Source organism: Paenibacillus sophorae (assembly GCF_018966525.1).
GTDB classification, from domain to species: Bacteria; Bacillota; Bacilli; order Paenibacillales; family Paenibacillaceae; genus Paenibacillus_AQ; species Paenibacillus_AQ sophorae.
Genome location: NZ_CP076607.1, coordinates 2105379 through 2129090 on the forward strand (window position 1 = coordinate 2105379; position 23712 = coordinate 2129090).

General features: G+C 51.0%; 21 protein-coding genes. 17 read left to right on the forward strand and 4 right to left on the reverse strand.

Annotated elements, in window-relative coordinates:
• Positions 1-45 precede the first annotated feature (45 nt).
• A complete protein-coding gene (locus KP014_RS10035; protein ID WP_036593341.1) occupies positions 46-1116 on the forward strand; it encodes an undecaprenyldiphospho-muramoylpentapeptide beta-N-acetylglucosaminyltransferase in 1071 nt (356 codons plus the stop codon).
• A 516-nt stretch (positions 1117-1632) separates the two neighbouring features.
• On the opposite strand, the gene KP014_RS10040 is transcribed toward KP014_RS10035, so the two are convergent.
• The gene (locus KP014_RS10040) at positions 1633-2400 is read right to left on the reverse strand and encodes an SDR family NAD(P)-dependent oxidoreductase (protein ID WP_036593340.1); all 768 of its coding nucleotides are present in this window, start codon (positions 2398-2400) and stop codon (positions 1633-1635) included.
• A 16-nt stretch (positions 2401-2416) separates the two neighbouring features.
• Positions 2417-2875 carry an S-ribosylhomocysteine lyase gene (locus tag KP014_RS10045; protein WP_036593338.1) on the reverse strand — a complete coding sequence of 153 codons (459 nt, stop codon included), beginning with the start codon at positions 2873-2875 and terminating at the stop codon, positions 2417-2419.
• 259 nt (positions 2876-3134) lie between these two features.
• Between KP014_RS10045 and KP014_RS28715 the strand changes: the two genes are divergently transcribed.
• From KP014_RS28715 to KP014_RS10075, 7 genes are read left to right on the forward strand one after another with little or no spacing between them, the layout of a single operon-like run.
• Complete coding sequence (locus KP014_RS28715) at positions 3135-3398, forward strand: hypothetical protein (protein WP_246590691.1); 264 nt, start codon at positions 3135-3137, stop codon at positions 3396-3398.
• Positions 3377-3994, forward strand: coding sequence for a MetQ/NlpA family ABC transporter substrate-binding protein (locus KP014_RS10050; protein ID WP_246590745.1), 618 nt, complete (start codon positions 3377-3379; stop codon positions 3992-3994). Before KP014_RS28715 ends, KP014_RS10050 begins: the two co-directional genes overlap by 22 nt.
• Before the next feature lie 24 nt (positions 3995-4018).
• The gene (locus KP014_RS10055; protein WP_090834048.1) at positions 4019-5224 is read left to right on the forward strand and encodes an aminotransferase class I/II-fold pyridoxal phosphate-dependent enzyme; all 1206 of its coding nucleotides are present in this window, start codon (positions 4019-4021) and stop codon (positions 5222-5224) included.
• A gap of 2 nt (positions 5225-5226) precedes the next feature.
• A complete protein-coding gene (locus KP014_RS10060) occupies positions 5227-6330 on the forward strand; it encodes a methionine ABC transporter ATP-binding protein (protein ID WP_090834013.1) in 1104 nt (367 codons plus the stop codon).
• Complete coding sequence (locus KP014_RS10065) at positions 6327-6983, forward strand: methionine ABC transporter permease (protein ID WP_036593336.1); 657 nt, start codon at positions 6327-6329, stop codon at positions 6981-6983. Before KP014_RS10060 ends, KP014_RS10065 begins: the two co-directional genes overlap by 4 nt.
• Positions 6984-7033: 50 nt before the next feature.
• A complete protein-coding gene (locus KP014_RS10070; protein ID WP_051499804.1) occupies positions 7034-8155 on the forward strand; it encodes an iron-containing alcohol dehydrogenase family protein in 1122 nt (373 codons plus the stop codon).
• 50 nt (positions 8156-8205) lie between these two features.
• Entirely contained in the window at positions 8206-8928 is a 723-nt protein-coding gene (locus KP014_RS10075) for a 5'-methylthioadenosine/adenosylhomocysteine nucleosidase (RefSeq protein ID WP_036593335.1), read from the forward strand.
• Between the two features lie 73 nt (positions 8929-9001).
• Here KP014_RS10075 and KP014_RS10080 read toward each other — a convergent pair whose 3' ends face one another.
• The gene (locus KP014_RS10080) at positions 9002-9799 is read right to left on the reverse strand and encodes a Cof-type HAD-IIB family hydrolase (RefSeq protein WP_036593333.1); all 798 of its coding nucleotides are present in this window, start codon (positions 9797-9799) and stop codon (positions 9002-9004) included.
• 263 nt (positions 9800-10062) lie between these two features.
• On the opposite strand from KP014_RS10080, the gene KP014_RS10085 reads away from it, so the two are divergent.
• From KP014_RS10085 to KP014_RS10120, 8 genes are all read left to right on the forward strand, one after another.
• Positions 10063-10776, forward strand: a complete 714-nt coding sequence (locus KP014_RS10085) for a metal-dependent hydrolase (protein WP_036593354.1) — start codon at positions 10063-10065, stop codon at positions 10774-10776.
• 304 nt (positions 10777-11080) lie between these two features.
• Complete coding sequence (locus KP014_RS10090; RefSeq protein ID WP_051499803.1) at positions 11081-12892, forward strand: cache domain-containing sensor histidine kinase; 1812 nt, start codon at positions 11081-11083, stop codon at positions 12890-12892.
• Positions 12879-14081 (forward strand): response regulator transcription factor, encoded by a 1203-nt coding sequence (locus KP014_RS10095; protein WP_051499802.1) that lies wholly within the window; start codon positions 12879-12881, stop codon positions 14079-14081. Before KP014_RS10090 ends, KP014_RS10095 begins: the two co-directional genes overlap by 14 nt.
• Before the next feature lie 282 nt (positions 14082-14363).
• Positions 14364-15689, forward strand: coding sequence for an ABC transporter substrate-binding protein (locus KP014_RS10100; protein ID WP_036593330.1), 1326 nt, complete (start codon positions 14364-14366; stop codon positions 15687-15689).
• Positions 15690-15782: 93 nt separating this feature from the next.
• Positions 15783-16658: a carbohydrate ABC transporter permease gene (locus KP014_RS10105; protein WP_036593328.1), complete on the forward strand. Its 876-nt coding sequence runs from the start codon at positions 15783-15785 to the stop codon at positions 16656-16658.
• Positions 16659-16691: 33 nt separating this feature from the next.
• Positions 16692-17519, forward strand: a complete 828-nt coding sequence (locus KP014_RS10110; RefSeq protein WP_036593327.1) for a carbohydrate ABC transporter permease — start codon at positions 16692-16694, stop codon at positions 17517-17519.
• Positions 17520-17741: 222 nt separating this feature from the next.
• Entirely contained in the window at positions 17742-19034 is a 1293-nt protein-coding gene (locus KP014_RS10115; RefSeq protein ID WP_036593326.1) for a galactokinase, read from the forward strand.
• 186 nt (positions 19035-19220) lie between these two features.
• On the forward strand, positions 19221-20693 hold the full coding sequence (locus KP014_RS10120; RefSeq protein ID WP_036593325.1) for an amidase family protein: 1473 nt from the start codon (positions 19221-19223) through the stop codon (positions 20691-20693).
• Positions 20694-20996: 303 nt separating this feature from the next.
• Here the strand turns inward: KP014_RS10120 and lplA are convergent, their stop codons facing one another.
• Complete coding sequence (gene lplA / locus KP014_RS10125) at positions 20997-21998, reverse strand: lipoate--protein ligase (protein WP_036593323.1); 1002 nt, start codon at positions 21996-21998, stop codon at positions 20997-20999.
• 176 nt (positions 21999-22174) lie between these two features.
• Here lplA and KP014_RS10130 point away from each other — a divergent pair, with 176 nt between their 5' ends.
• On the forward strand, positions 22175-23674 hold the full coding sequence (locus KP014_RS10130) for an aminotransferase-like domain-containing protein (protein ID WP_036593322.1): 1500 nt from the start codon (positions 22175-22177) through the stop codon (positions 23672-23674).
• Positions 23675-23712 lie beyond the last annotated feature (38 nt).

The following is a 23712-nucleotide window of genomic DNA, read 5'->3' on the forward strand; positions in this document are numbered from 1 at the left end:
ATACATCGAATATAATAAGAAAAACAGATCATTGGGTGGTTATAAATGAAGAGAATAATGTTTACTGGTGGTGGATCTGCGGGACACGTAACCGTAAATATCGCGTTGATACCAAAATTCATTCAGGCAGGCTGGGCAACCGGATACATTGGGTCGGTGGATGGGATTGAAAGGCAATTAATTAACTCTAAATTAAATGTAAGCTACCACTCCATTTCTACAGGGAAGCTGAGACGGTATTTCGATTGGCAAAACGTTAAGGACCCTTTTAAAGTAGTAAAAGGAATTTTTGAGGCATACCAGATTATTAAGAAGCAAAAACCAAACGTTGTATTCAGTAAAGGTGGATTTGTTTCCGTTCCCGTTGTTATTGGAGCGTGGTTGAACAAAATTCCCGTAATAATACATGAATCGGACTATACCCCAGGGTTAGCAAATAGACTTGCAAGTCCATTTGCTAATATCATTTGCACCACTTTTCCGGAAACAGCTGCTGCTTTTAGTAACAATAAATGTCGCTACATAGGTCCCGTACTTAGAGATAAATTAAAACATGGAGATGCTGAACGAGGACGGATATTTACGGGGTTTTCCAAAATGAAAAAGCCCTCACTCTTGATAATGGGAGGAAGCTTAGGAGCACGAAGGATAAACACTGTGGTTCGAGAATCCTTATTTCATTTAACTAAAAATTTCAGAGTCGTACATCTATGTGGAAAAGGCCAACTGGATCCCTCTTTATCTCATCCAGATTATCGCCAATACGAATACATAAACGAAGAATTACCAGATGTACTGTCTATGTGCGATCTTGTTATTTCTCGAGCTGGCTCTAACTCAATCTTTGAGTTTTTAGCATTAAAGAAACCGATGATCCTAATTCCACTTACTAAAGAACAGAGTAGAGGAGATCAACTTCTAAATGCAGCTTCATTTGAGCGGAAAGGTTACTGCAAGGTTTTGCAGGAGGAACACTTAACTTCGAATTCTTTGATAGCTAATGTCAATGATCTGGCAGCAAATAAAAAACTTTACGTTCAAAACATGGATAAATTTCAGCAGAGTGATGGATTAACACTTCTTTATAACTTGATTATTCAAACCGCAAAGAAGTAATTTTTATTCAGCTACCCTGAAAATTACTCATAGCGCAAGTCTAAAAAAGACAACACGAAACTAGGCGCAGCTTGAACAATTAAAAAAGCTGCGTCTACTTTGTTAAGTAAGGGATCGATCAGAACGCTTCGGAGTGCCAGCGTGACAGAAAAGCCAAAATTCTCAAGCTTCTAACCGTCTGTCTGACGATGGCGTCCTGGGGATGGAGTTTAGAAGTTCAGATGAAGAATCTGAGGAAATCTTTATGTTGAGCTACCCTGAAACTAACCATTACATAGGATGAAGTTAGCCAATTTTCATGTTTCTGTGGTGCCCCGAGAGGGGCATGGATGGCTAACGGAGAACGATAGTTCAATAAAACAGCGGCAGACTAGGACTTTATTTCGTCCATGACTGCCGCTGTTTCGATTTTGGGGAAGTATAAGCTGCGTGCTTATCTATGTCCTGATATTTCTACGATAAACGGATACCCTCCTTCAGAGAGGACGGCGCAGCCGTTTCTTCTTGAGCGGCGTCTTAATTCATGGTCATGCCGCCCGTCACATTGATCGCCTGTCCGGTCATGTACGAGGCAAGGGGGCTGGCCAGAAAAAGCACAACGTTCGCGACATCCTCCGGCTGCGCCGTCCGGCCCAGCGGCACCTGTGAACAGTCCTCGGCCAGTATGTCCTCCGGCGTCATCCCGCGCAGCTGCGCGCCTTCTACGCGTTCACGCCGCTTCATGTCCGTCTCGACAATGCCCGGGCAAACCGCATTCACCAGAATCTGCTCTCGGGCAAGCTCCAGAGCCATAACCTTCGTAAATCCGAGCACGGCATGCTTGGAAGCGACATATCCTCCCATGCAGCGGTAGCCGTTCTTGCCGGCCTGCGAGGCGATATTGATGATGCGTCCGCCGCCGCCCTGCCGCAGCATTTGCCTCGCTCCCGCCTGGGAGACAAGATAGACGCCTTTGGCGTTGACGTCCATAACCTTATCCCAATCACCTTCTTTAATATCCACCGCATAATCCATGGTGGAGATGCCGCTGTTGTTCACCACGAAATCGATTCTGCCGAATGTCTCCACGGCAAAGCCGATCAGTTTATCCGCGTCCTCCGCGCGGGTAACGTCGCAGCGGATAACCGCCAGACGGTCCTGGGTGATTTCCTTCCATTCACAGGCGATATCCCCGATAACGACATTGGCGCCCGCCTGCAGGAACAGATCCGCAATGCCTTTGCCGATACCGGACAGACCTCCGGTAATGACCAGCGTCTTGCCGGTCAAATCGATTGTCAGCATCGTTCTTTATCGCTCCTTAGCGGCGCGTGAAGGGGTCGTCGCTGATGCCCGCCTCAAGCACGAGCTTCGCATATTCCTTCGCACCGAACAAGGAATGGTCCTTGTAGTTGCCGCATTCCAGAGCGCTGACCGCAGGTACGGTCTCCGTTTCCAGAACCTTGCGCAGCACTTTGGTCAGCGCCGCCGCTACCGTTGACGGCTCATGCTCATCCCAGATAATCAGATAGAAGCCGGTGCGGCATCCCATAGGCGAAATATCAATGATTCCGGGGAGTTCATCGCGCAAGTAAGTTGCCAGCAAATGCTCCAGCGTATGAAGGGCAGCGGTCGGCAGCGCGTCGGTATTGGGTTGAAGCAGTCTCAGATCGTATTTTTGAACAATACTGCCTGCTGCGTTTCGTTCTGTTCCGGCCACCCGTACATAAGGCGCCTTGACTTTCGTATGATCCAATTGAAAACTTTCGACTTTAGCCATTCGTCTCTTCCTTTCACTCGTCAAATCTAGTTTCTCTTGCACTTATTTCAAAGTAACATACTCGGAATTTAAAGTAAACTAGTATTTCATATTTCATCCAATGAATAAATCAAAAATAGATAATCCCAGTGTTATAACGTATTGACAGCAATAAAGATGCATACTATCATGAAAAACAAATAAATCCGATTAATTTAATTGGTTAAGTGAGATAATCGGAGAAATCTATTGAATGGATATTTGAGGGGGAAGATTGTTAATGAAAAAGGTAATGAGTCGATGGGTGTCGCCGCTGTTTGTGATTATGGCTGTTGTGCTTCTGATCTCGGGATGCGGAAACAGCTCCAACGCCGCTTCGTCAGGGAACGGTTCAGAGCAGGAAACCAAAACGCTGCGCATCAGCTTTAACCCGGGGCCATACAGTGATCAATTCAAGAACGGTGTTGCGCCTTCCTTGAGAAAAAAGGGTACAAGATTACATACAAGGAGTTCACGGACGGCATTCAACCGAATGTGGCCGTAGCGCAAGGGGAGATTGACGCCAATGTCTTTCAGCATTCCCTGTACCTTGAGTCGATCAACAAAAGAGAAGGGATTAATCTGATTGGCGCGGTTCAAGTTCCGACTCCTCCAATGGGCCTGTATTCCAAGAAGCATAAGAGCCTGGATGAGATCAGCGACGGCGCTCAGGTCAATCTGCCGAACGAGCCTGTCAACATGCTGCGGGCTTTGACCATTCTGAAAGAAGTTGGCTGGATTACGCTGAAGGATAATATTGATCCGCTGCAAACTTCGCTTAATGACGTAACTTCCAATCCGCATAATATCAAATTTGTGCCGACGGAGCCCGCTCAAGGACCTCAGGCGCTTCAGGATGTGGATTTTGCCGCCATTCAGGGCAACTTCGCCATTGCGAATAACATCAAACTCACAACGGCGCTTAAGCTTGAAAATATGACGGACCCGTTCACCAACATCGTGGCTGTAGACAGCAAAAATAAAGACAAGCAGTTCGTAAAGGATATCATTGAGGGCTATCATTCACAGGAATTCAAGGACTATATCAAATCCAATTCTGATTATGAAGGTTACAGATTGCCTGCTTATTTCAATGATTAAAAATTTCAGTGAGGTGTAATCATGGTGAATTTTAAATCTTCCGCTGTCGTCGGCCGGCTCCCCGAGCACTATTTCAGGGCACTTAAGGAAAAGGTGGCCGACTACCGCAGCAGGGGCATTGATATTATCGATCTGTCCAGCGGCAATCCGGATCAGCCGACCCCGGAGCATATTGTCCGCAGCCTGAAGGAAGCAGCCGACAAGCCGGAGAACCATGGATACCCCCCTTTTTACGGAAAAAAGAGCACGCTTGAAGCCGTCGCCGCCTTCTATAAGCGCGAGTATGGCGTTGATCTGGACCCGGAAACGGAGATCGCCGTATTTCACGGATCGAGCACCGGAATTATGGGAATCGCGCAAGCATTGCTCGGTTCCGGCGATGTTCTGCTAACGGCCAACCCGGCCTATCCTCCTTATTATGCGGCGGCCGCGATGGCCGGGGCGGAGGTGCACGCGATTCCCGTATACGAGAAAGACGGATTTCTTCCGGACTACCGCACGGTCCCGGAGGAAATCATCCAGCGCGTGAAGCTGCTGCTGCTTAATTATCCGAACAATCCTACCGGAGCGGTGGCGACGAGGGGCTTCTTCGAGCAGTCGCTCGCTTTGGCCGCAGAGTATCATTTCCCGGTGGTGAACGATTTTGCCTACGGCGCGTTCGGGTTTGGCGGCCTGAGGCCGATCAGTCTTATGCAGATACCGGGCGGCAAGGAATACGGCGTGGAAATTTATACGTTGTCCAAGACCTACAATATGGCGGGCTGGCGGTTCGGGTTCGCTGTCGGCAACGCTTCGGTCATCGGCGCCCTTAAGCTGTTCCACACGCATGCGTACAGCACGATATTTGGAGGGGTGCAGGATGCGGCCGCTGCCGCTCTGCTTGGACCGCAGAGTAATGTGCAACGGCTCGTGGAGACCTATGAACGCAGACGCGACGTGTTAGTCTCGAAGCTGCGGAGCATCGGATGGGAGGTTTCCGCTCCCTCAGGAACCTTTTTTGCCTGGTTTAAAGTGCCGGAAGGCTACCGTTCGCTGGAATTTGCCGAGAAATTGCTGGAAGAGGCCCATGTGGCGGTCGCTCCGGGCGAGGGATTCGGCTCGCAGGGCGATTCCTATGTGCGGATCGGACTCGTGAACAGCGAGGAACAGCTGCTGGAAGCCGCTGAGCGGATTGCAAGAACGGGAATCTTCCGCAAGTCTGCCGTTCAGTTAAGCGAAGGGAGACCATGAGGATGATCGAATTAAAGGATATTCACAAAACGTTTAAACGCAAAGGACAGACGATCGAAGCGCTGAAGGGCGTAAACCTGCGGGTGGATAAAGGCGATATTTTTGGAGTCATCGGGTACAGCGGCGCCGGCAAAAGCACACTGATCCGGATGGTGAATTATCTGGAGCGGCCGACGAAAGGCCGGGTTTTCGTAGAGGGTGAAGCGCTGGATCAATTCTCCCCGGCGCAGCTTCGCAAGACCAAGAAGAAAATCGGCATGATCTTTCAGCATTTCAACCTGCTGGAATCGAAGACGGTATACGATAACATCGCCATTCCGCTCGTGCTGCTGAAGCAGGACAAGAAGCGCATCCGTGAGCGCGTGACCGAGCTTCTGCAGTTTATCGGGCTTGCCGACAAAGCGGACAGCTACCCGAATGAATTGTCGGGGGGCCAGAAGCAGCGGGTGGGCATTGCCCGGGCGCTGGCGAGCAATCCTTCGATTCTTCTCTGCGACGAAGCCACCTCGGCGCTTGATCCGCAGACGACCAAATCCATTCTGGACCTGCTGAAAAAAATAAACGAAGAATATCATATCACCATTCTCATCATCACGCATGAAATGGCCGTCATTCAGCAAATCTGCAACAAGGTGGCCGTCATGGAAAAAGGCGAGATCATCGAGCAGGGCGAGGTGCTGGAAGTCTTCGGCAATCCGCAGCATCCCACTACGGAGAGCTTCGTGCGGACTGTTATCCAGACCTCTGTGCCGGAAAGCGTGCTCCAGAGCCTGAGTCCGGAACGAGCGGGGCGGCTGTTCAAGTTGAAATTTGTAGGCGGCAACGCCTCGGAGCCGATCATCGACAGCCTGATTCGAAAATATAACGTCAGCGTCAATATTCTGTTTGCCAACATGAGCGAAATCCAGAGCACAACTCTGGGCACGATGATTCTGCAGCTCGGCGGCGAGGATAGGGATATTTTCCGGGCGGTTGAATTTCTCGGATCACGGGGCGTTGAGATTGGAGAGCTTCAGGAGCTTCAGGAATTTCAGAACCACCGGAAGGACCCGGTTATTGAAGAAAGTCATAAGGACCGAGTGATTAAGGAGGTGACAGCGGTATGAATACGATTATTACAGCTGATCAGCTGTTTCAGGCGCTGCGTGAAACGGTGGTCATGGTGGGGGTATCGCTGTTTTTTGGGGCGCTGCTCGGTATTCCGATCGGCATCGTGCTTGTCATTACCCGGCCCGGAGGCATCCTGCAGAACCGGTTCGTATTCGCTGTGCTTAATCCGCTGATCAATGTGATCCGGTCGCTGCCGTTTATTATTTTGCTGGTCGCAATTATTCCGTTCACCCGGCTGCTCGTTCATACTTCGATTGGGACCAGCGCCGCTATCGTTCCCCTGGTTGTCTATGTGGCGCCGTATATCGGCCGGCTAGTAGAGAACTCTCTGCTGGAAGTCAGTCCCGGAATCATGGAAGCGGCTGAAGCGATGGGAGCGACAACGTTTCAGGTGATCTGGCATTTTCTGCTCCCTGAGGCGTTCGGTTCCCTGATTCTAACGATGACTACCGCGACCATTGGACTTATCGGCGCAACGGCGATGGCCGGAACAGTCGGCGGGGGAGGCATCGGCGATCTCGCCATTTCCTATGGATATCAGCGTTTTGACACCTTCGTTATTCTCGTTACGGTCGCCATTCTCATCGTTTTTGTTCAGGGCATACAATCTGCGGGGAACCGGTTCGCCCGAAAGGCCCGCCGGGATTAGCAACGGACGGCCCGCGAAACATAGCATTGAAGCAGGAGGAGGAATAAGCGTTGGAAAATACGTTGATTGTCCGCGCGGCTCCGCAAGAATTTATTTGCGGGCCTGGCTGCTGGAACGAGCTTGAACATCATCTGGAGCGCAGGGGAATTTCCTCCGCTCTTGTCGTGCGCGGCGGCCGTTCATGGGAAGCGGCGGAGCACTATTTTCCTGATTTCAAGCGGATTGAGATCCAGTTCTACCGTTACGGCGGAGAGTGCACCTATGCCGAGCGGGACGCGATCGCCTCCGAGGCAACCAAGCTCGGACTTCAGTCCATTATCGCCGTCGGCGGCGGCAAGGTCAGTGATACGGCGAAGGCCGCAGCAGCGCTGCTGCGGATTCCGGTTATCATTCTGCCTACCTTGGCGGCAACCTGCTCGGCCTGGTCCTCTCTCAGCGTTATGTATGACGAGGCCGGAACGATGGTGGACTTCGAGGTATTTCCTCACAGCAATGCGCTGGTTCTGCTGGACCCGCGTGTGATTCTGGATTCGCCCCCAGAGCTGCTGGTCGCCGGAATCGGGGATACGCTGGCTAAGTGGTATGAGGCCGACGCCATCATCTCCCATTTGCCTTCGCCGCCCGAGGAAATCGCGCTGGCCCATTATGCCGCACGCAGATGCCGCGACAACCTGATGATCCACAGCGCCGATGCGCTGGGCGCACAGCGAGAAGGGGAGTTAAACGACGCTTTTGTAAGGGTCGTGGAGACGAATATTTTGACCGCCGGACTGGTGGGCGGTTTCGGTGAGGACTACGGCCGCACGGCGGGAGCGCATTCTGTTCATGACGCCCTGACGATTCTGCCGCAGAGTCATCGGCTGCTGCATGGAAGCAAGGTGGCTTACGGAGTGCTCGTCCAACTCGTGCTTGAAGGCAAACGGGAGGAGATTGGCCGCCTTCTTCCATTCTATCAAGAGATCGGGCTTCCAGCCTCCTTGCAGGATATGGGCCTGGGCGGTCTGACCCGTGATGACCGGTTTAGAGTGGCTGCCCATGCGGTTTTGCCCGGAGCATCCATTCACCGAATGCCGGGAACGTTCGATACGGTCAAAGTGGCGGATGCCATGGAAGAGCTGGAGAGCCTTATATCGGCGCTTCGCGCTGGCGAAACCGTCACGGCCAGCCGCTAAGGGAATACATGCAGACTTGAGGAATTAGGCTGGCGTAAAGGAGAGAATTGATGAGCATAGCGATCATAGGCGCAATGGAAGAAGAGGTCGAAGTCTTACGAGGCCGGCTGGAGAATGTTCACAGATTGGAAGCGGCGGGAGGAATCTATTACACCGGAACTTTGGATGGACGGGAGATCGTGCTGCTGCAAAGCGGCGTTGGCAAAGTCAATGCGGCGCTGACGACGGCGCTATTGATTGAGCGGTACCAGCCGGAGCTGATTATTAATACCGGTTCGGCCGGCGGCATTGGCAGCGGCCTGCAAATCGGCGATGTCGTCGTCGGAACGGAGCTGGCTTACAGCGATGTCGATGCGACGGCATTTCAGCGGTATGTTTATGGTCAGGTGCCGCGGATGCCGGCCCGTTACCCTGTTCAGGAGGGATTTCTGGCGCTCGCTCGTCAGCTGTCAGCCGCGAGGAAGTCTGAAGAGAGAGTCTTTACGGGCCTGATAACGACCGCAGATTCTTTTATCGGCCGCCGTGAGGCTGCGGACTTTATCCGCGAACGGTTTCCTGATTCGCTTGCGACGGATATGGAGGGGGCCGCAGTCGCCCAAACCGCTTACCGGTTCGGTGTGCCGTTTCTGGCAGTGCGCGCCATTTCCGACATCGCCGGAAGCGATGCGGAAGGGCTGTTCACCTCCAATCTGGATTTGGCGGCGCTGAATGCCGCCAGATTCGTTCTCGAATGGCTGGACCTTTATCATCCGGCGTACAGCACCGGCATATAATGCTGATTGTTCTGCACTGAATACAGACAAAGGGAGCGCAAGATCCGTATTGCACGGGTCCGCGCTCCCTTTGTTATTTTTGCAGTATGAATTTATCGATAACTTGCTTGACTCCGTCCTCATTATTGCTTGCGGTTACATAGTTCGCAATCTCTTTCAGCGCCGGAATGGCATTGCCCATCGCTACGCCAAGACCGGCGGTCTCCAGCATTTCGTGGTCGTTCCAGGAGTCGCCGACGGCGATGGTCTCGGACACTTTGCAGCCGAAATAGTCGGCCAGGAACTCAAGCGCCAGCCCTTTCGTGCCTTCCTTGTGCGTGATCTCCAAATAATGCGGCTTCGATTTGGTAATGTGAACCTCGCTGCCGAGCAGCTCCCGGAGTTTGGGCGCCAGTTCGTCCAGGAAGGCGGGATCGTCGATAATCAGCAGTTTGGGTGTCTTAATCCCGGCCAGCTTTTCCGAGTCCGGTTCAATGTAATATTGGGTCCTGTTCGCCGCCGCATAATCGATCAGCTTCTGGTTCTCCTCGCGGGAATACAGCTTATCGTCGACATAGGTTTGCAGATGCAGGTTGTGCTCTATGCAGTAATCAAAAACTTTATGAACCGCGTCCTGAGGCACAAAGCGCTCGTACAGCACTTTTTCGTCCATCAGATTCTTCACCAGGGAGCCCTGATAGGTAATGATCGGCACATTAAGTCCGGTCTGGCGGGCAATGGCCTGGGCGGATGCGTAGGCGCGTCCGGTGGCGAGCGTGACAACCACACCTGCGGCTATAGCCGCTTCCAGCGCCGCCTGCGTAGCGGGGGTTACTTCCTTGTCGTCATTGATCAGCGTGTCGTCAATGTCGATGGCAATCAGCTTGTACATTCGGTTTCTCTCCTTATATAAATCTGCTGCTTGGAAAATGGATAACTGACTAAATTGTATCCTAAAAATAAGGGGAGAACAATCGCGGGAGATGCCCCAGTCCTACTTCTTTTCACGTGAATAGCTGTGGCGGACTGGACAAAAGGAAGAAGGCTTGGTATACTTCGATAACCGCACGTGTGTTCGTGTTTGTGAGAAACGATGCTGTCCCGACGGCGCAGCCGTTTCTTCTTAGCATCTTAGAAAGGGGCGTTTGTAAAGCGATGATGGGCAAATCCCACCTGGTGATCAGCACCGGGATCACATTGTCGGCTATGCAGCTGGCCGGCTGTCATATCACGATTCCCGCCGTCGCCGTAGCGGTGCTCAGCTCGCTGCTTCCCGACATCGACGAACCGAATTCGCTGCTCGTACGCAAGGCGGTTCCCGCCTTTTTGCTGCGTACGCTGCAGTTAACGTTGATCGCCGCCGCCGTCTTTCTATATTTTGCGGATATTACGCCTTATCCCTGGAATATCGTAATGGCGCTGCTCATTGGCAGCGTGGCGTTTCTGCCGGGGCGAAGGCTGCGCAAGCTCATTATGCTGCTGATCGCGACCTTGCTGATGGCGTTCGGAAGCGCTTATGATCCGTGGAATGCGATCGCCGGCTGTATTCTGGTCATTGCCGCGGTCGTTCCCCACCGGGGCCTGACCCATACGCTGTACGGCGTGGCCGGGTGGACGGCGCTGCTGTATATGGCCGGGAAGGGAATGGATGGCGGAGAGCTGCTGTGGGTGGCCGGAGGGCTGTCCTACGGGCTGCATCTTCTGGCTGACGCGCTTACCCAGCGGGGAATTACTCCGCTGCCGCCCCTGCCCTTCAAGCTTCGCCTGAAGCTGATGAGCACCGGCACGAAGAAGGGCGGGGCCGTTGAAGGAATTTGTGTGACGCTGACGCTGCTGTTGGTCGTGTATACCTTTGTTGTTGGCCGTTAGCAGCGAGCTATAGACAGTAGAGGTTCCCCAAGTTCGCATAGCGCATGGACTGATACGCGGAGAGCTTGTCGTCATTCGGATTCATCGAATCTCGAAGCTCTCCGCGCTTTTTTTGTCAAAATATTTGACTTTCTCTTCAGGAGAACAAATAATTTATCTCAGCTTGAGTTGATCAATGAATGTTATGATTGAATGTGATAAATGAATACAATCAATGAACTATAGAATCGTTTGGTTGCGGTTTTTGTCCTATGAAAGCGGTGTTACATTTTGCAAGCGCAGCCAAAAGATAAGGGGGATGGGAGTGCGAAACGGTATAGCGGGATGGTTCGGGAGACTGCAGATTCGGAGAAAGATCGTCCTTATATTTTTGCCGCTAATCATCTTTCCGCTGCTGGCGCTTGGTCTGCTGTCCGGCGAAATGTTCAGCCGCTCGGTGATTGAGAAGACAAAGAACAACGTCAGGGACGAGTCCCGGCTTATTCTCTCGCAGATGGATTCTATCGTGAAAAATACGGAGAGCAGCGCCAATATCATGACGACCGACATCAACCGTCTGTATGATGAACGCTCGGCTTCGCCCGAGGCGATCGAAGAGGAAAGGTTCAGCAGTCTGATGGAGAGCCGTCTTTCGATTGACCTTGTGCTGTTTCCCGATGCGGACTCGGCCGTATTCGTCGATGCAACCGGAAGAGTGTACTCGTCCTACCCTCCCCAAGAGAGTCGGGATAGGAAGGTATTGTACAGCGGCCTGCCGGAAAAAGTTAAATTGATGGGCAGCTACGGCGTCAACCGTTGGCTGCCGGTGGAACGGCGGGATTATATTGTCAGCGACCCCGCTGTTCCGGTGCTGACGCTGGGCAAGATCGTATTCGACCTGGATTCCGGTAACCAGTTGGGTACGCTGTTTGTCAATGTCAGGGAGACGACCTTTGCTTCGATTCTGCAGGTCATGGGCGAGAACTTATCTTCCAAGCAGTATTATATTGTGGACGGCGCTGGCAGAATCGTTGCGTCGCCGAATGAACAGCTGCTGCTGACGCCATTCGCAGCTAACATAACTCCGGGTCTTCTGGAGCGTGAAACCCCGGTTTCCGACATTGTCGGCTCAGGAGAAGGGAGCAAACTGGCAACGGTTACCGCATATGACAGGTTGAACTGGAAGCTGGTGAACATTGTTTCGCTGCAAACGCTTAACGGCGATATCCACCGGAACTTTGCTCTGACTTTCGCATTCGGCGCCTTATGCCTGCTGCTGTCGCTGCTGCTCGCGGGGAAGCTGTCCCACATCATTGTGAACCCCTTGCTCCAGGTAACAAAGGCGATGCGGAAGGTGAAGGAAGGCGACCTGAATGTCACATCGCCGGTGACGACGGAAGACGAAACCGGTCTGATCGCCTCAGTCTTTAATTCAATGGTGCAGCAGATTAAGGAACTGCTTAATGCCATAACCGAAGAACAGGGCCGTAAGCGGGAGTATGAGCTGGCCTTGATTCACGCGCAGATCAAGCCCCATTTTTTATATAATACGCTGGATACGATTTATGTTCTTAACGATTTGGGGCTGAATGAGGAAGCCCGGGACACGACGAAGGCATTGGCCGACTTCTACCGGGTGGTGCTGAGCAAGGGGAGTGAATTGATTCCGCTTGCCGGCGAAATCGGCAATGTCCGGGATTACCTGAACATTATGCAGGTCCGCAATCCCGACGTGCTGCGCTATGAAATCGATATTCCGCAGGAACTGGAGAACGTGCCTGTTCCCAAGCTGTCACTTCAGCCGCTGGTGGAAAATGCCATTTACCATGGTCTGAAAACGAAAGGAAGCCAGGGATTGATTGTCATCCGGGCAAGGAGAGAAGGCGGCGATGCGGCGATTGCTGTTGAAGATAACGGAGTCGGGATGTCGCCTGAACAGGTGCTGCGGGTTACGCAGTTTACCTCCCGAAACGGCAGGCCCGCATCAATCGGCATATACAGTGTGCACGAGCGTATCAAGCTCTATTTCGGCGAGCCGTACGGACTGACGGTGCGCAGCAAGCCGGGAGAAGGGACGGTAATGGAAATGAAGGTACCCGGGAAGGATGGAAAGGAGGGGAAGGATGGCAATGTATAAGGTGATGATAGCCGACGATGAGCCGCTGTTCCGTTATTACATGCGCAGCAAGCTAAACTGGAGCGCACACGGCTTTACAATCTGCTGCGAAGCCGCCAACGGTCGGGAAGCGCTGGAGGAGGCGAAACGGAACGTGCCCGATCTGGCGCTGATCGACATCAGCATGCCTTATATGGACGGTCTGGAGCTGGCCGAGAAGCTGCAGGTGAATGTGCCCGGATTGCTAATCGTTTTCGTAACCGGCCATAACGAATTTGAATATGCACAGAAGGCGGTCCGGCTGGGCGTCCACGATTATCTGCTCAAGCCGTTCGATCAGCGGGAGTTCGCCGCCATGATGGAAAAAGTAAAAGCAACCCTGCGCCTTCGAGAGGAAGCCGCCCTTCTGAAGCGCGAAGCCGGCGGGAATGAGGGGCCTTGGCGAACCATTGTGGAGCAGGCGGCGCAGAAGGCCCGGGCGCTCTTCAATGAAGTCTCCCCACCTACCGGACAAGGGACAAACCCCATTCGGCATGAGCTTCATCCGGGAACCCATGAAACGCTGCTGATGGCGCTGAAGATGCGCGATCATGAGGCCGCAATGGACGAAATCGGCCAGACAATCGCTCTGTTCCGGCTCCGGGGTGCCGGGGACCGGTTTGCTTTTACCGTTCTGATGGGCTATGTCTCGCTGTGTCTGTCCTACGCCGGCGAAATAGGAATGAGCCCGGAGAGCCTGTGGAAGCCGGCGGCTTCACCGGAGCAGCGTCTTCGGGAAATGGCCTCCTGGGAGGAGGCTGAGGACTGGATTGTCGGAATGTACCAGAAGGTCATCGAGTACAGGCCGGACGGGCGTCCGTCTAAATCGTATAATTTATTTCTGGCCGCCAAAGATTATATTCACAGGCACTACTCCGATCCGGAGCTGACGGTGGATCAGGTTGCAAGCGGCATGTATGTTGATTCCAGCTATTTGCGCAAGGTGTTCCGCAAGGAAGGGGCCATTGCCGTCCTTGATTACATCACCTATATACGGATGAAGCAGGCCAAAGAGCTGTTGGCCGAAGGCAACGTTAAGCTGGCGGAAATCGCTGAAAGGGTGGGCTACGCCGATCCGAATTATTTCAGCAAAAGCTTTAAAAAGCATTACGGCATGCCGCCATCGGAGTTCGAGCAGCGGGAAATCCGCATTCGGCAGACCGGGAAATAGGGAGCTAAAGGCGATCATGGAGCGGTCCGGACAGGATCGCTTTTTCCGATTTTGGCCGGAATATCCTATTTTTGCCGGAACAACCCATCCAATGCTCCGAAGCGCTCCGGACATTCAGTGGCCCGCTTTGTCCCGGATATTACCGATTATGCCCGGTTTAACCCTTATCGGTAATGGCGGGCTTCACTATAATAAGAGACATCAACCAACTGGAAGCGCTAACAAAAAGCGGTTTCAGAAAGAGGATGAATTTTGATAAGAAGAAAAGAAAGGGGATTCAATATGAAACGGAAATATATGAAAGCGCTTAGTGTGCTTGCTGCTCTGTCCCTGACCATCTCGCTGACGGCTTGCGGAGGGAATAATTCGGACAATTCAGCCTCCTCCGGAAACAGCGGCGCCGCGAACGACGGAACGAAGAAAATTCAAATCAAGGTGTATGCGCAGCATTTTGACGAAGATACCGCCAAGCCTTTCGACTATGCGGTGGAAGAGCTGAAGAAAGAAATGCCGAATGTGGAAATTGTGCTGGATGAAGCGGTGCAGGACGGATATCAGAAATTGAAAACGTATGCTGCAACCGGTAACATGCCGGATATTTACGAGACGGACTGGATAACGCTCCAAACCTTTGCCAAGTCCAAGAACGTGGAGCTGCTCGACAGTTATCCGGAAACCGCCGATTTCAAATCCAAGCTGAATACGGGTCTGGAATCCCGGCTGACCGCTCCGGACGGACATGTTTACGCTTTCCCTTATACGGGAATTGAGTTCCAGCTTATTTACTACAACAAGGATATTTTCCAAAAGGCCGGCATTCAGACGCCAATCAAAACGGTCGATCAGTTGGCCGACGCCGCCAAGAAGCTCTCAGCCGCGGGCTACACGCCAATGGCTATATTCGCCAAGGAAAAATGGATTACAACCGCCTTCTACGCCGGATTGGTAACCCGGGAAGACGCAAAGGGCTTCGGCGATCTGGAAGCGGGTAAACCAACCGCACTGCCTACGGCGTTTGTAACGGCAGCCGAGCAAATGAAGAAGCTTCAGGAAGCAGGCCTGTTCGACGCCAACGCCACCAACACCAACTATGACCAGGCTTCGTCCCAATTCTATTCGGGTAAAGCGGCCATGTTCATCAACGGACAATGGGAGATCTACAGCAGCACAGAGAAACTGGGCGACAAGGTGGACTGGATGTACACGCCGGCCAAGGATGAAGCGACATACGAGAGCAGCAAAGGCTTTATCAACGGTGCGGGCTCTCCCGGCGGATTCTCGGTTTCCCCAAGCAGCAAGAACAAGGAGACCGCCGTTAAAGTGGCAAGTTTCCTTGCGCAAAAATACAGCGAATACAAATATACCGTACTGGGCAGCCCGATCGTATCCGTCAAAGTGGATAAGCCAATGACCGGCGAAGTGCCTCCTATGATGAAGCGGATTGCGGATGAGGTTCTGCCGAATGTGAAGAGCTACGCGACAGCGGTTAACAATGTGCAGATCAAAAATGCGATTGATGATAATACCCAGAACATACTGGTTAGCGGTTTTACGGTGAAGAAATTTACAGATAATGTTAACCGCATTCTGGCCAAGGAGAATAAGTAACAGGGTTCTAGAAAAGTCTGTGCGGAGCAGCCTCTTAGTTTCCCTGGGGGAACGGGGCTGCTTTCGTAAGAAAAAGGAGTGGAATCATACTGCATGAACAGATATTTAAGCAATAAAAAAGCGATTGCGCTGTTTTTGCTTCCGGCCCTGCTTATCTATAGTGTCGTCATTATTTATCCGGTGCTTCAGACCGTATATCGAAGCTTCTTTAACTGGGACGGGCTGAGCACGGCAACGTGGAACGGGATTTCCAATTATCGGGATCTTCTGGAAGACCCTCTGCTTATTACTTCTCTGCGCAACGGCCTTATCTTCGCGCTTGTGCTTGCGGTGTTTCAGATTGGACTGGGAACGGTGCTCGCACTGGCCTGCGCCGACCCCCGCATCAAGGGACGCAAGCTGCTGAAGACGTCTTATTTTATCCCGGTCGTGCTGTCCGTCACCGTTGTCTGCCAATTGTGGATTGCGATGTACGACCCGGCTAACGGGCTGATCAACCGTCTTTTTAACCTGTTGCATATTCCTTACCAGCAGAACTGGCTCACGTCGCCGACCGTTTCCATTATTGCGATTGCGTTCGTCAATGCCTGGCAGTTTATGGGCTATCAGTTCAGCCTTCTGTACGCCGGCGTCAAGTCCATTCCCGAGCAGTATATGGAAGCGGCAACGATTGACGGCTGCTCTAAATGGATGGCGCACCGCAAGGTGACGATTCCTTTGATGAAGGAGACCTACAAGTTCTGTCTGATCGTTGCCATTACCTCCGGGATCGGAGCGTTTGTACAAATGCTGATTATGACGAGCGGCGGACCGGGCACGAGCAACTATACCCTGACATACATGATTTACCGCTATGCCTTCATGGAAAGCAACTATGGCTATGCCTGCGCCGTTTCCGTTGTGCTGGTCGCCTTGTCCCTATTGGCAACAATGATTATCAATAAGACGTTTGACCGGAACGAAGCGTAAATAGAGCGTTGTCCGGCAAGGAAGGAGTGCTATATGAATAAGCTGAGAGCGGTTCTGGTTCAGACTCCGCTATGGATCTATTTTGTGATTTCCGTCTACCCCCTTGTATGGATGATTTCTTATTCGCTCAAAAACAACGATGAGATTTTCGTTACGAACCCGTTCGGCTTTCCGACGCATTTCAGAATTGAGAATTATACGGCAGCCTGGTCGCAGTTCAATATTCCGCGCTATTTTATGAACAGCTTTATCGTCTCATCCATTTCCACACTGCTGATTATTGTGCTGGCCCTGATGTTCTCGTTCGCTATCGCAAGAATGCGCTGGAAGTTCCGCGAGAGTGTCAGATTGTATATGACGATAGGCATGTTCATGCCGCTTCAGGTCATCATGATTCCTCTTGCTATCCTGGTTCGTGATCTCCATTTGACGAATACTTACGGCGCGCTGATTGTTCCCTATGTCGCCATCGGTCTGCCCTTCTCTTGTCTGATATTCTACGGCTTCATGAAAGGCATCCCCGGGGAGCTTGAGGAATCGGCCTGCATGGACGGAGCGAATATTTACCGGATGTTTCTTCAGATCATCGTGCCTGTCGTAACTCCCGCCATTGCGACCGTTGCCATTTTCCAATTCTTAAGCAACTGGAACGAATTCATGCTCGCCTATATTCTGATTTCCGACGAAGCGATGAAGACGCTCCCGCTCGGTCTGCTCTTTTTCCAAGGGCAATACAGCACCGATTGGGGCGGCATGGGCGCGGTCATGACGATTGCGAGCTTGCCGATGGTCATCATATATCTGTTCTTCAGCGAACAAGTCGAGAACGCTATGACGGTCGGCTCGGCCGTAAAAGGTTGATCCTTCAGGGACCGGTACAGCTAGGCTGAATAATTCCTACGGTTATTGTTCCTATATGTGTGAAACCACAAGCCGAGCCTTTGAACATTTCAGTTTAAAGGTCCGGCTTCTTTATTGTCATAATAATCCATGATAGAGTAACTTTTTTCCATGTAATAAAATACAACTATAGGTTATCTTCTACTAAGTGAACAACTTTATCAACAATGGAGGAAGGGCAGCATGCCATCTATAGCGGATACATTTCAGTTACTTAAGTCGGAGATATTTAAGGAAAGATTAATAGACCTTTATGGAGAGGGCCAACAGGCGCTCTCTTCTCAAATCGGCAGATACACTTCCCTGGTTAACGAGTTTACCCAAAGATTTGATGGAACCGATGTCTATCTGTTTAGTTCGCCTGGCCGCAGTGAAATCAGCGGAAATCATACCGATCACAATTTGGGCAAAGTTATTGCGGCCAGCATAAATATGGATTGTATTGGCGTTGCGGAGAAGAATACGGAAAATAAGATCCGCATAAAAAGCATAACTTACAACGAAGATTTTACGATTGATCTTACCCGCAGAGAAGATATTCAGAATGCTTCCGGCACCTACTCGATTGTAAGAGGCATACTCGACGGTTTTGAAAAGTATGGTTACAGCATTGGCGGGTTCAATGTTTGTATTACGAGCGATGTTATTAGCGCGGCGGGCGTCAGTTCTTCGGCATCTTTTGAAATGCTGATATGTGCGATTCTTAATTTTTTCTATAACCATAACGAAATGGATATAATTACATGCGCCAAGATAGGCCAATATGCTGAAAATACGAAATGGAATAAACAGTCGGGCCTGCTGGATCAAATCGCTTGCGGTTATGGCGGCCTGATTACAATTGATTTTAAAGACGGCCAATCTCCGGTTATCCAAACATTGAACTTTGAAGCCATAGACAGAAATTATGAACTGTTAATCATTCCTACGGGAGCAAATCATGCCGATTTAAGTGAAGAGTACTCTTCCATCCCTACTGAAATGAAGGCGGTGGCAAAGAAGCTTGGCGGAGAGGTTCTCCGTGACTTGAGTATAGAAAAGGTATTGAAGCATTTTGCGGAACTCAGGGACAGTCCTGGAGATAGGGCGCTTTTGAGAGCGCTGCATTTTTATGAGGAGAATAGCCGGGTGGATCAACAGGTCGAAGCTTTGAAAAACGATAATGCGGATGAGTTCCTAAGGCTGGTCAATGAATCCGGCAATTCCTCCTGGAAATGGCTGCAAAATTGTTATTCAAACTCTACTCCTGATATACAAGGGGTAACGGTTCATCTGGCTATTACCGAACTATTTATTAAGAGAATTGGAAAGGGCGCATGCCGCGTGCATGGAGGAGGATTCGCCGGTGTGATCATGGCTTTGCTGCCGAAAGAATCCACAGCATCCTATACGGAATATATGAAATCATTTGGGGTTGGTAAAATTTATAATATTCGTATACGTAAGTATGGGGCGGTCAATTTAAATCTTCTGTAGCCATCTTTGAAAAATGTTGAATGCGTGTACGTTCAAGGCTTTTTTGACGCTGGCTTCGATTATGGTCTGGTTGGCTTTAATTTGCATACACGTCCCGGTTCAATCCTGCTGTAATGTTATCCATCGTGGTATTATTGGATTACTAACTGAGTAATTTTGGAAGACTGGGGCTGATGGGGCGTGTATATGGAAGATCCTTTTAAGATAAAAAACTTCGATGTAGAAGAAACGAGCATATTCGATTTACAAGACGCGATGGCACATGGAAAGACTACCTCAAGAGAATTAGTGTTTTGTTATTTATCCCGTATCGCAAAGTATGATCAGGATGGTCCTCACATAAATGCAATTATGGAGATCAATCCCGATGCCATCTTCATTGCAGAGGCGCTCGATTTAGAGCGGCAACGTAAGGGCAGTAGAGGCCCTCTTCATGGAATTCCGATTCTTGTTAAGGATAATATCGAAACCGGAGACAAGATGCGTACTAGTGCGGGAGCATTAGCACTGGCACAGCATGTAAGCACGGAGGATGCTTTTCTGATCCGGCAGTTAAGAGAAGCAGGAGCTGTCATCTTGGGCAAGACCAATATGACAGAATGGGCCAACGGCGTTTCCTCCACCATGTGGGCAGGATACAGTTCAAGGGGCGGTCAGGTCACGCACCCTTATGGTGAATTTTTCGCAGGCGGGTCTAGTACTGGATCGGCGGCTGCGGTTGCGACGAATCTCGCAACGGCGGCGATAGGTACAGAAACCTCTGCTTCCATTCTAAGTCCGGCCGTACAAATGTCTATCGTGGGCATCAAGCCGACCGTCGGTTTAATCAGCCGTTCGGGGATCATCCCTTTTTCTTACTCGCAAGATACGGCCGGGCCGATGGCAAGAACGGTTTCGGATGCGGCAATTCTACTTAGCGCATTAGTTGGGAGAGATGAGCAAGATCCGGCAACTTGGCGGAATGAAAGCTGTCAAAGCAAGCAGAACTATACTGCATTCCTAGATAGAGAGGGATTATACGGAGCGAGAATCGGAGTCTTTTGTGAAGTGCCTGATCATGTTCGAGAATCTGGCGAGTATGATGAGGCGCTATTTAATCAGGCAGTCTCCGACTTGATTAAAGCAGGAGCGGAAGTGGTGGAACAGATAGATATTCCCTCGTTCCATGGACCATGGCAGTGGAATAAGATGAATCTGGAATTCAAACATGGAATAGAGAATTATCTGCAGAATCTTCCGGCACACATGCCGATCCATTCTTTGTCTGAGTTAATCGAATGGAATAAGGAGCATGCTGAAAAAGCTCTAAAATACGGTCAAGATCTTTTGGAATTCCGGGAAAGGCTGACCGATCCCCTAAAAAATAAAGATTACATCCTGGAATCCATAATGGATTTGCATCTTGCTCAGAACGAAGGAATCGATTATGCGATAACACGTTATCAATTAGATGCGATAATGTTTCCTGCTTATATTGGAGCGGATATATGCGCCAAAGCGGGCTACCCATCCATTGCTATCCCCGCGGGGTATAGAGAGAACGGCAGACCATTTGGGATTACTTTTGCTGGAAAAGCATTTAGCGAACCTACTCTAATTCGCATAGCATATTCTTTTGAGCAAAGAACGAAACATCGCAAAAAGCCTGTATTCAATTAACCGAGAACGAAAGTTATACATAAAGGGTTCCACATATTAGTCATGTACAATATGTAGAACCCTTTATTTTATCTGACTTTTAGGTCTTGATAAACTTAGAAAAAAGAGTGTTAGACTGACTAGAATTCATTAAAATTCTCTATAGGAAGCGGCTCATTTCTTTTAAAGGCCGTTACTGTGAGCTATTCTCCTCTTAATTTCTTGGGGGTCAGTCTATCAAAATATAAAAAAGCGTCCCGGCATTATTCATACCGGGGCGCTCTTCGTTTGCTATTCTCATTGAATTCTCACTAATCCCGAGGCCTACTCCTCCAGAAAAATCAAACCAATGACATCCTCCGGCTCGATACGGCCGAAATAATGCTTCAGGTCGAGGTGGGAGAGCGCCTGCCGGACCTCTTCCTGCTCATACCGTTTGCCGCGCAAAGTGTTTTCCACATCAGCCACATCGCCTACACCGAAGAAGTCGCCGTAAATCTTGATTTCCTCGATCCGCGCGTCCTTGATTTCCATCCGGATATCGACGATTCCGCCGGGGAACTTAACCGCATGCTTCACATTGCTCTTCGGCGACTGGCCGTAGTTCCAATCCCAGTTCTGATACCGCTCCGCTGAGATCTTATTGATTTGGACCCAATCTTCCTCATTAAGCTTGTACTGCGGCACTTTGTCCGGCTCCATGCCGAAGATAGACCGCAGAAGACCAGCGCGGAATTCCTCAATCGTCATGTCCGTGCCAAGCAGTTCTTTAATATTGGCGACCCGGCTGCGGACCGATTTTGTGCTCTTGGACTTAAATTTTTCCGGATTGGCATTCAGCGAAGCCTGCACATCATCAAGATTCAGATTGTACATCAGCGTGCCGTGGCTGAACATACGCCCCCGAGTTGAGAACTGGGCGTTTCCGGAAATTTTTTGCTCCCCGACCTGAAGATCGTTGCGTCCGCTCAGCTCTGCGTTAACGCCCATGCTCTGCAAGTAATCGATGACCGGCTGAGTGAATTTGAGGAAGTTATGAAACGATTCGCCGTCGTCCTTGGTGATGAAGCTGAAGTTTAGGTTCCCAAGATCGTGGTAGACCGCGCCTCCCCCGGACAGCCGCCGCACAACCTTGATTTGATTCTCCTTGACGTACTCCTGATTGATTTCTTCTATTGTATTTTGATGCTTGCCAATAATAATGGACGGGCTGTTGATATAAAAAAGCAAATAGCTGTCGTCCATGGGCAGAAATTTTAGCGCGTATTCCTCAATGGCCAGATTGATGGACGGGTCCGTAATTCCGGAATTATCGATAAAGAGCATGTTCCATACCTCCGTATAAAGGCTATTAAATTCAGCTATTATTGTAAATCAAATCTGTTCGTTTCACAAAACAGGCCAAGTCAGCCTGAGAACCGCGCCCGGCAGAAATCCCTGCATTTGCGGTTCTTTTTTTGTCTGCGCGAATATGCCATGATAACGGTGGAGGAGATACACGTATGTTCAATGATTTCAAACTTGCGGAGGGACGTCCGGTCTATCTCCAGGTCAAGGATTACATGAAGCGGCTGATTGTCCAAGGGGCGCTTCAGGCGGACCGGCGGCTTCCCGCGACAAGAGAGCTTGCCGGGCTGCTCGGCGTCAGCCGCAATACGGTCATCTCCGCCTATGCGGAGCTTGAGGAAGACGGATTCGCCTACACGGTGCAGGGCAAGGGCAGCTTTGCCGCCGCGGTGTCGCCTGTACGGGCAGCCGGTAATCCGGAAGCGGATGAGGGCCGAAAGCTGGACTGGGCGGAGCACGTGAGCGAATATGCCCGGCTGGCGGAGGAACTGGACCTTATGAAGCGCGGCATCCGGGCGGCCAAAGGAACCATCTCGTTTACGAGCATCGCGCCGGACGAGAAGCTGTTCGATCTGGACAGCGTCAAGCGCGCTTTTTCGGACCGGATGGCTGTGGAGGGAAATGTGCTGCTGAATTACGGCTATGCCAAGGGCTACAAGCCGCTGATCGACTATTTAATGGATTATATGGCCCGTAAGGGCGTGGATACTCAGGATAAAGATATGCTGATTACGAGCGGCTTCACCGAAGGCTTTGACATCGTGCTGTCGGCCATCCGAAAGAATAGCGGAACGGTGCTGTGCGAGAACCCGACTCACAATACGGCCATCAAAAATTTGAAGCTGCACGGCTTCAGAATCAAGGGCATAGCGATGGAGCCGGACGGCATCAGCATCGGCGGACTGGAACAGGCTCTTGCGGAAGGGGCGTACGACCTCGCCTATTTCGTTCCGTCCTACCATAACCCGACGGGCATCGTGACCTCACTGCAAAAAAGGCTGGAGCTGATGACCTTAATGAACCGCTATCAGATTCCCGTCATCGAGGACGGATTCAACGAGGAACTGCGTTACTCCGGCTCGCATGTATCGCCGCTGGCGGCCATGGCGGGCGCGGGGAATGGCGTCATTTATATAGGAAGCTTTTCCAAGGTGCTGTTTCCCGGTCTTAGAGTAGGCTGGGTGCTGGCGGACCGGAAGCTGATCGGCATGCTGGAAAGCGTCAAGCGGGCCAGAAACATCCATACTTCGACGCTGGACCAATCGCTGCTGTACCAATATTTGCATAACGGCAATCTGGAAAAATATTTGCGTAGGGCGCGGGCCGAATATAAGCGGAAATACGAGTGGACTCTTGCGTGCTGCCGGGAGCTTGTTCCCTATTCCACCCTGTCGGGAGACGGCGGGCTGCATCTGTTCATGGCGTTTGAGCAGGGATTCAATACAAGGGAATTGCTGGCGGCCTGCTCGCAAAGAGGCGTAATCTTTACGCCGGGGGACAATTTCTATACGGATGAAACTGGCGGGAACACGCTGCGTCTCGGGTTCTCCAGAGTGGCTGATGAGGATATCCGCAAGGGAATCGCCATCATCGGCGAAGCGGCGAGAGAGCTGCTGAATAGATCGGATCATGCGACGACGGCGCCCAAAAAATAAGCAAAGTAAAAAAAGAGCACATCCATGTGAACGAAAGG